Below are 7,147 nucleotides of genomic sequence, written 5' to 3'. Positions count from 1 at the left end.
TGCCCAGTTCACCGGTGCCGGTGACCTCGTCGCAGAAGCGCACGCAGCGCGAGCAGAGGATGCACCGCTCGGCGTCCAGGATCACGTGGGGCCCGAGGGGCACCGCCTTGGGCTTGTGGACCTTCTCGTCCGTCATGCGCGGGTCGTAGAGCCCGTGCTTCATGTAGTAGATCTGCAGGAAGCACTCGCCCGCCTGGTCGCACACCGGGCAGTCCAGCGGATGATTGATGAGGTGGAACTCCATCATGGAGCGCCGCGCGTCCTTCACCCGCGGCGTCTCCGTCTCCACCACCATCCCCTCCGCGACCTGCGTGTTGCAGGCGATCTGCGGCCGCGGGACCTTGTCGATGTCCACCATGCAGAGCCGGCACTGCCCGGCGATCGACAGCCCGGGGTGATAGCAGTAGTGCGGCACCTCGATACCCGCCACACGCGCGGCCTCGATGAGGTTGGTCCCCGCGGGGACCTCGATCTCCTTGCCGTTGACGGTCAGCTTAGGCATGCGCGCCGCTCCGGATCAGGGCCTCGAACTCCTCGCGGAACTTCTCGATGTAGCTGATGTAGGGCCCGACGGCGCCGTCGTAGAAGGCGCAGATGGTGGTGCCGGCCCCGCGCTTGGCCACGTCCAGGATGGTGTCGAGGTCCTCCTTGCGCCCCTTCCCCTCGACGATCCGGTGGGCCATCTTGTAGATCCAGCCGGTGGACTCGCGGCACGGCGTGCACTGCCCGCACGACTCGTGGGCGTAGAAGCGCGCGACCACCATGAGGGCGTCGGGAATCGAAACCGTATCGTCCATCACGATCACGCCGGCGGAGCCGATCATCGAGCCCTTGCTCTTGGGCCCGTCCACGTCCATCGGAATGTCGATCTCGTCGGGGGTGAGGATGGCCGCGGAGGAGCCACCGGGCACCACCGCCTTGAGGGGCCGGCCGCCGCGGATCCCGCCGCAGTGCTCGTAGATGAGCTGGCGCAGCGTCACCGACACCGGCGCCTCCACCACGCCCGGGCGGACGACGTGACCGGACACCGAGTAGAGCCGCGTGCCGCCCTCGGACTTGGTGCCGAGCCCGGCGAACCACTCCCCGCCCCGCGAGACGATGTGGGGCAGGCAGGCGAGGGTCTCGACATTGTTCACGATGGTCGGCTGCCCGAAGGCGCCCTTGACCGCAGGGAACGGGGGCTTGATCTTGGGCCAGCCCTTCTTGCCCTCGAGCGAGGAGAGCAGGCCCGTCTCCTCGCCACAGATGTAGGCGCCCGCTCCACGATGCACGACGATGTCGAAGCCGCCGCCCGGCACGCTCGGGCCCACCAAGCCCGCGTCGTACGCCTCCTTCAGGGCGGCGCTGAAGATCCGCCAGGGCTGCACGTACTCGCCTCGGATGTAGATGAACCCCAGGCGCGAGTCGATGGCACGCGCCGCGATCAGCATGCCCTCGATGAGGGCGTGGGGATCGCGCTCGAGGATGTAGCGGTCCTTGAAGGTGCCCGGCTCGCCCTCGTCGGCATTGACCACGAGGTACTTGGGTGCTGTCGAGCCCTTGGGGATGAAGCCCCACTTCACCCCGGTCGGGAAGCCCGCGCCGCCGAGCCCGCGGAGGTTGGACTTCTTGACCTCCTCGGTCAGCGCGACCGGCTCCATGCCCTGCGCCTTCTCCCAGCCCTTGTAGCCGCCGGCCTCCCGGTACACCCGGAGCGTGTGCGCGTCGCGGACGTCGAAGTTCCGCGAGAGGATCTTCTCGTCCATCAGGCGAGCCCCCCGAGGATGCGGTCGACCTTCTCGTTGGTGAGCAGCCCCTCGTAGCGATCATCCACCTGCATCATGGGCGCCTGCTCGCACGCGCACAGGCACTCCACGGTGAGGAACGTCACCTTGCCGTCGGGCGTGGTCTCGCCCGGCTCGACGCCGAGCCGCTCCCTGAGGTGCTGGACGATGTCCTTGGCGCCCATGAGATGGCAGGTGAGGTTGTGACACACCGCAACGATGTGGCGGCCCTTGGGCTGCTGGAAGAACATCGTGTAGAACGTGACCACCTCGTGGACGTGGGCGGGCGAGAGGTCGAACAGGGTGCCCACGTACTCCTCGACCTCCAGGGAGATGTACCCGAACGTGTCCTGCGCGAGGTGCAGCACGGGCAGGAGCGCGCCGCGCTTGTCGGGATACAGTCCTTGCAGCCGCCGCACCTCCGCGAGCTGCTCCGCGGAGAATTCCGGGCGCTTGGGATCGGGCATCAGCGGTCCAGCTCCCCGCCGATCATGTTGACGGAGCCGAAGGTGGGAATGATGTCGGCGATCATCTGCCCCTCGATCATGCGCGGCAGCGCGGCCACCGGCGGCAGGCACGGCGGGCGGCAGTGCACCCGGTACGGCCGGTCGGTGCCGTCGGACACCACGTAGAAGCCCAGCTCGCCGTTGGCGCCCTCCACCGCGACATAGGCCTCGCCCACGGGCGGCCGGATCCCGTAGCCGTCCATCACCAGCATGAAGTGGTTCATTAGGCCCTCGATGGAGCCGTACGTCGTCTCTTTGGGCGGGAGCACGACCTTCTTGTCGGACGCGTTCACGCGCTGCTGGGCGTCGCGGCCCTGGCCCTGGAGATTCGGCGAGAGCTGGATGGGCACGAGCAACAGGCCTTCCGTCTTGCCCTGCTTGCCGCGGTCGACGTAGGCGGCGGGATCGATCGCCTTACCCTCCCAGTCGACCTGGATGGATCCGCCCGGCAGGCCCTCCAGCCCCTGCTCGGCGATACGCATGGACTGCTCCATCTCCTTCATGCGCACGAGGTAGCGGTCGAAGTTGTCCCCGTTCTTCCCCAGGGGCACCTCGAACTGCACGCGGTCGTAGGCCCAGTAGGGCTGCGCCTTGCGGAGGTCGTAGTTGACGCCGGTCGCGCGGAGCAGCGGACCCGTGATCCCCCAGGCCACCGCGTCGGGACCCGAGATCGCGCCCACACCCACCATGCGGTCCATGAAGATCCGGTTCGCGGTAATGAGCGTGTGGACTTCCTCCAGGACCTGGCGCACCTCGCCGAAGGCCTTCTTCACCTTCAAGTCGAAGCCGGCAGGCAGATCCGCCTTCACCCCGCCCACGCGCCCGTAGGAGATGGTGAGCCGGGCCCCCGTGACCTCCTCCACGAGCTCCCACAGGAACTCGCGGGCCTTGATCATGTAGAGGAACACCGTGAAGGCGCCCAGCTCCATCGCGGAGGCGCCCACGCAGGTGAGGTGGTCGCAGATTCGCGAGATCTCGCTCATGATCACGCGGATGTACTTGCAGCGGTCGGTGACGTCGATGCCGAGCAGCTTCTCGACCGCGCCCGCGTAACCGAAGTTGTTGATGAGCGGGGAGACGTAATTGAGGCGGTCCGTGTAGGGAATGGCGTTGTTGTACGGCCCGACCTCGCAGTCCTTCTCGAATGCGCGGTGGAGGTAGCCGATCTCCACGTCGGTCTTCACCACCGTCTCGCCGTCGAGCTCGGCGAAGATGCGAATGATCCCGTGCATGGCGGGGTGGGCCGGACCCAGGTTCACGAACATGTGCTGGCCGCCCCCGCCGCCGGAGGTCGCGCCCTCGCCCAGGAAGAGCTCTCTGGTCTCGCGCTCGCGCTCGTTCATTTCCAGATTTTCATATTGCTCGCCTCGCCTTTGGCTGCGGCTCGCTAAACAATTGGTCCAATGAGCGGCTGGCGTCGGTCGATCGGGTAGTCCTTGCGGAGCGGGTGGCCCTGGAACTCCTCATAGAGCAGCAGCCGGCGCAGGTCGGGATGGCCCTGGAAGCGGATCCCGAACATGTCCCACACCTCGCGCTCGAGCCAGTTCGCGATGGGCCAGAGTCCGGTCGCGGTCGGCACGACGGGGTCGTCCTGCTCCACGGGGACGCGTAGGCGCACGCGGTGCCGGTGGGGGACCGAGTAGAGGTGATAGACCACGTCGAAGCGCGGCCCGTCCTCTCGGCCGGGGTAGCGCAGGTAGTCGACGGCGGTGAGGTCGGCGAGCAGATCGAAGCGCAGCTCGGGCTCGTCGCGGCAGAAGGCGAGCGCCTCGATGATCCCGTCGCGCGTCACCACCGCGGTGTGATCGCCGCGGTGCGCGTGGGTCTCGGTGAGGCGCGGGCCGAGCTTCGTCTTCAGCCGCGCGAGGATGGCCCCTCCGTCCATGGGTCGAGTCTCTCCTGCGGGGGTCGGCGATCTAGAAGCGCTGCGCGCCCGCCGCGATCTTGTCCTGCAGCTTCATGAGGCCGTCGAGCACGCTCTCGGGGCGCGGCGGGCAGCCGGGGATGTACACGTCCACCGGAATGATGGTGTCGATCCCCTGGACGGTGGCGTAGTTGTTGTAGAAGCCTCCCGTGCACGTGCACACGCCGAAGGCGACCACCCACTTGGGCTCGCACATCTGGTCGTAGATGCGCTTGAGCACCGGCGCCATCTTGTGGCTGATCGTGCCCACCACGAACAGCACGTCGGCCTGTCGCGGCGAGAAGCGCGGCAGCCCCGCTCCGAAGCGGTCGACGTCGTAGTGCGAGCACGCGGTGGCCATGTACTCCATGCCACAGCACGCGGTCACGAAGGGGTACTGGAAGATGGAGTACTTCCGCGCCCAGCCGATGGCCTGATCGAGCTTGGAGGTGAAGAACCCGCCGACGCCGCCTACTCCCATTCGAGCCCCCGCTTCTTCCAGACGTAGAGGAAGCCCAGCATGAGGATGCCGAGGAACACCATCATCTCGCTGAAGAGGAACCAGCCGCGATGCGCGGCGTAGACCGAGGCCCATGGCCAGAGGAAGAGCATCTCGATGTCGAAGATGATGAAGAAGATCGCGATCGTCGAGAACTTGATCGGGAAGCGCCCCTCGGGCAGGTCCACCGGATCCTTGCCGCACTCGAACGGCTCGAGCTTCACCGGGGTCAAGCGCCGCGGTGCGATCAGCGACGGAATGCCGATGAGCAGGGCGCCGACACCGGCGGCGATGGCGAACACGAGGAAGATCTGGAAGAAGGGCAACTCAGAGCCCCCGCGCCTGCGCCTTGGCGTGATAGGAGGAGCGCACCAGCGGCCCGGACTCGACGTGGGCGAAGCCCATCGCGTGGCCGATCCCTGCCAGATCGCGGAACTCGTCCGGGTGATAGTACCGCGCCACCGGCAGGTGCTGCGCCGACGGACGGAGGTACTGCCCCAGCGTCAGGATGTTCACGTCCACCGCACGCAGATCGCGCATCGTCGCCACCAGCTCGTCCCGCTCCTCGCCCAGGCCGAGGATGATGCCGGACTTGGTGAGGAGCCCCGGGGCGGCCTGCCGGGCGCGGCGGAAGAGCTCCAGCGTGCGCTCGTAGCGGCCGCCGTGGCGCGCGACCTTGTAGAGACGCGGCACCGTCTCGGTGTTGTGGTTCAGGATGTCGGGCGCGGCGGCGATCACCGTGGCGAGCGCGGCGGCGCTGCCCTGGAAGTCCGGGATCAGCAGCTCGACGCGACAGCCCGGCGCGTGGCGCCGGATGGCACCCAAGGTGGCCGCGAAGTGCGCGGCGCCTCCGTCGGCGAGATCGTCACGGTTCACCGACGTGATCACGACGTGCTCGAGCCCGAGCTCGCCCACCGCACGGCCCACGCGCTCCGGCTCATCGCGGTCCTCCCACTGGGGGCGCCCATGGGTGACGGCGCAGTAGCCGCAGTTCCGCGTGCAGACGTCGCCCAAGATCATGAACGTCGCGGTGAGGTCTTCCCAGCACTCACCGATGTTCGGGCAGTGGGCCTCTTCGCACACCGAATGGAGGTTCCACTCCCGCATGAGCCCCTTGAGACGGAGGTACTTCGGTCCCCCCGGCGCCCGCACCTTCAGCCAGGCCGGCTTGGGCGACGCGGGCGGTGAGGACGGATTCAGGAGAGGGAGCGTAATTCCCATCAGGTCTTGTCCTTTTCCCCGTTGGCGGCCGTCATTATGGCATAGCTTTCACAAGGCGCCAACAGGCACCCGCCGAGACGCGTGACGGTTCGATGCGGGGTGAGCCGAGGGGGGCTAGCGGGAGGCCGTCCCGTCCGCAGCGGCCCGCACCGCGCCGATGACCCGGCCGAGATCGTAGGGCTTGCCGATGATCTCGAGGGACTCGGTGGAACCGACAAGCCCGTCCAGCGCCGACTTGTTCGTGGTGGTGATCACGAAACGCCGGCCTCGGGCGGCCTGGGAACTCCGGACCAGGCGGAGAAAGGCCCAGTTCTGCTCATACGGCGGGGAGATGTCGTAGACGATGACGTGGGGGCCATGGTGCTCGATGAAGTTCACGAGATCGAGCTCGCCCTTCTTGAGATCGGGGATGTGCCCCACCACCGTCTGGAAGCCTTCGTGCTCGAGCGCCGTCCTCAAGAGCTCCACGGTGTCGTCGCTGGAGTTGAAGACCGCGATCACCGGCCGCTCCGCACTCGTCACGGTCACTCCTCCTTCCCGGCCCCGTCTCCCGCCAGGGTGGCCACGATGGCGATCAGCTCCTCCGGATCGACGGGCTTGGTGACATGGAGGCTGAACCCGGCCTGGAGGATGCGGACCCGGTCCTCAGGGCGGCTGAACGCGGTCAGCGCCACCGCCGGCGTCCGCCCCCCGGCCTCGGGCGTCAGCGTCCGCACCTGGCGGATGAGGGCATAGCCGTCCTCGCCCGGCATCTCGATGTCCGAGACGAGCACGGCCGGCCGCCAAGCGGCCAGCACGGGCAGCGCGGCCGCCACGGAACCCGCGCCCCGGGCCTCGGCTCCGCTCTGCCCCAGCGTCTCCACCACCAGCTCCACCGCGGCGGGATCGTCGTCCACCACAAGCACGCGTACCCCGGACAGCGACGTGGCGTCAAGCGGCTTTCGCGGAACGGGCGCGCGGATCTCGACCGCGGTCAGCGGCAGCGTCACCGTGACGGTCGCCCCTTGCGCTTCGCCGGGGCTCTCGGCGCGCACGGCGCCGCCGTGCAGCGCGACGAGATGCCGGACGAGCGCGAGTCCGATGCCGACCCCGCCGTGGGCGCGCGTGGACGTGCTGTCGCCCTGGCGGAGACGGTCGAAGACGTACGGGAGCAGGTCCGGATGAATCCCCTGCCCGGTGTCGCTCACCCGGAGTTCGACATGCGAGGCCACCCGAGCCAAGCTTATTTGGATGCGCCCGCCGGCCGGCGTGAACT

Annotated in this window: 10 protein-coding genes; all 10 read right to left on the bottom strand. The window is 68.1% G+C overall.

Features of this window, described 5'->3' with window-relative positions:
- The coding region (locus VFX14_16930; GenBank protein HEU5191371.1) for a 2Fe-2S iron-sulfur cluster-binding protein at positions 1 to 502 on the bottom strand (502 nt) is incomplete at its 3' end.
- Positions 495 to 1,745 (bottom strand): NADH-quinone oxidoreductase subunit NuoF, encoded by a 1,251-nt coding sequence (gene nuoF / locus VFX14_16925; protein ID HEU5191370.1) that lies wholly within the window; start codon positions 1,743 to 1,745, stop codon positions 495 to 497. The genes nuoF and VFX14_16930, both read right to left, overlap by 8 nt.
- On the bottom strand, positions 1,745 to 2,230 hold the full coding sequence (locus VFX14_16920; protein HEU5191369.1) for an NAD(P)H-dependent oxidoreductase subunit E: 486 nt from the start codon (positions 2,228 to 2,230) through the stop codon (positions 1,745 to 1,747). Before VFX14_16920 ends, nuoF begins: the two co-directional genes overlap by 1 nt.
- A complete protein-coding gene (locus tag VFX14_16915) occupies positions 2,230 to 3,612 on the bottom strand; it encodes an NADH-quinone oxidoreductase subunit D (protein ID HEU5191368.1) in 1,383 nt (460 codons plus the stop codon). Before VFX14_16915 ends, VFX14_16920 begins: the two co-directional genes overlap by 1 nt.
- Before the next feature lie 44 nt (positions 3,613 to 3,656).
- On the bottom strand, positions 3,657 to 4,154 hold the full coding sequence (locus tag VFX14_16910; GenBank protein HEU5191367.1) for an NADH-quinone oxidoreductase subunit C: 498 nt from the start codon (positions 4,152 to 4,154) through the stop codon (positions 3,657 to 3,659).
- A gap of 31 nt (positions 4,155 to 4,185) precedes the next feature.
- On the bottom strand, positions 4,186 to 4,653 hold the full coding sequence (locus VFX14_16905) for an NADH-quinone oxidoreductase subunit B (protein HEU5191366.1): 468 nt from the start codon (positions 4,651 to 4,653) through the stop codon (positions 4,186 to 4,188).
- Positions 4,644 to 4,997, bottom strand: coding sequence for an NADH-quinone oxidoreductase subunit A (gene ndhC, locus VFX14_16900; protein HEU5191365.1), 354 nt, complete (start codon positions 4,995 to 4,997; stop codon positions 4,644 to 4,646). Before ndhC ends, VFX14_16905 begins: the two co-directional genes overlap by 10 nt.
- Position 4,998: 1 nt before the next feature.
- The gene (lipA, locus tag VFX14_16895) at positions 4,999 to 5,892 is read right to left on the bottom strand and encodes a lipoyl synthase (protein HEU5191364.1); all 894 of its coding nucleotides are present in this window, start codon (positions 5,890 to 5,892) and stop codon (positions 4,999 to 5,001) included.
- A gap of 114 nt (positions 5,893 to 6,006) precedes the next feature.
- The gene (locus tag VFX14_16890) at positions 6,007 to 6,414 is read right to left on the bottom strand and encodes a hypothetical protein (protein ID HEU5191363.1); all 408 of its coding nucleotides are present in this window, start codon (positions 6,412 to 6,414) and stop codon (positions 6,007 to 6,009) included.
- Positions 6,415 to 6,416: 2 nt separating this feature from the next.
- The coding region (locus tag VFX14_16885) for a hybrid sensor histidine kinase/response regulator (GenBank protein HEU5191362.1) at positions 6,417 to 7,147 on the bottom strand (731 nt) is incomplete at its 5' end.

This window comes from Candidatus Methylomirabilota bacterium (assembly GCA_035764725.1).
Taxonomy (GTDB): Bacteria; Methylomirabilota; Methylomirabilia; order Rokubacteriales; family CSP1-6; genus DASRWT01.
The sequence above is the reverse complement of the archived record's forward strand: the minus strand, read 5'-3'. Positions and strand labels throughout refer to the sequence as shown.

What these genes read in the sequence shown, in the direction of transcription:
- VFX14_16920 (HEU5191369.1), bottom strand. Translation starts at nt 2,230, where the DNA reads ATGCCCGATCCCAAGCGCCCGGAATTCTCCGCGGAGCAGCTCGCGGAG.
- lipA (HEU5191364.1), bottom strand. Translation starts at nt 5,892, where the DNA reads ATGGGAATTACGCTCCCTCTCCTGAATCCGTCCTCACCGCCCGCGTCG.
- VFX14_16915 (HEU5191368.1), bottom strand. Translation starts at nt 3,612, where the DNA reads ATGAACGAGCGCGAGCGCGAGACCAGAGAGCTCTTCCTGGGCGAGGGC.
- VFX14_16905 (HEU5191366.1), bottom strand. Translation starts at nt 4,653, where the DNA reads ATGGGAGTAGGCGGCGTCGGCGGGTTCTTCACCTCCAAGCTCGATCAG.
- nuoF (HEU5191370.1), bottom strand. Translation starts at nt 1,745, where the DNA reads ATGGACGAGAAGATCCTCTCGCGGAACTTCGACGTCCGCGACGCGCAC.
- VFX14_16910 (HEU5191367.1), bottom strand. Translation starts at nt 4,154, where the DNA reads ATGGACGGAGGGGCCATCCTCGCGCGGCTGAAGACGAAGCTCGGCCCG.